The following is a 533-nucleotide window of genomic DNA, read 5'->3' as shown; positions in this document are numbered from 1 at the left end:
ATGCAATTACTGTCATATTCCAAGTCAATTACAGGCGGTAAGGCATTGGATTTATTTGGAACAGTTTCAATAAAATTCTGTGCTTGTATTTTCCCTTCACGGCATAAACGATAAAAATGATAAGCACCGACATGCATGCCACGTTCACGTGCTTCCATCCAGTAATTTTGAAATTGATCGTCTTGATAATCACCGCCTTCGGTGGCTTTCAGATAAACAAATTGATATTGCTGAGGGGAAATCTTTTTCCAGTCAATCACACCTTGATGGTGAGATACATCAAAACCTTTGATGGGGTAAGTTTCGGCAGAGGCGGAATTATGATAGAAAATGGCCAAACTGATGCTGATCACGCCGCACAATAACGCGATGGCAAATATTGAACCATAACGGGTAAATTGTCGTTGCTTTTTTATAGATCGTTTTGGCATGGGTTTTTTATCTATCAGAATGAGGCTAGTTTAACGTGATCTGTATCTCAAAACTATGACGAAGCAGGTGTAAATGTTATATGGCTTGGTTTTTCGGAATTT

Annotated in this window: 1 protein-coding gene; it reads right to left on the bottom strand. The window is 38.8% G+C overall.

Features of this window, described 5'->3' with window-relative positions:
- A partial coding sequence (locus tag RR876_RS17275; protein WP_332637214.1) for a GH25 family lysozyme occupies positions 1–431 on the bottom strand: 431 nt, incomplete at its 3' end.
- Between the last annotated feature and the right edge of the window lie 102 nt (positions 432–533).

The sequence above is a fragment of the Acinetobacter sp. genome, from assembly GCF_036666595.1.
Classification (GTDB): Bacteria; Pseudomonadota; Gammaproteobacteria; order Pseudomonadales; family Moraxellaceae; genus Acinetobacter.
Note: the sequence above shows the minus strand (reverse complement) of the source record. Positions and strands in the feature narration are given on the sequence as shown.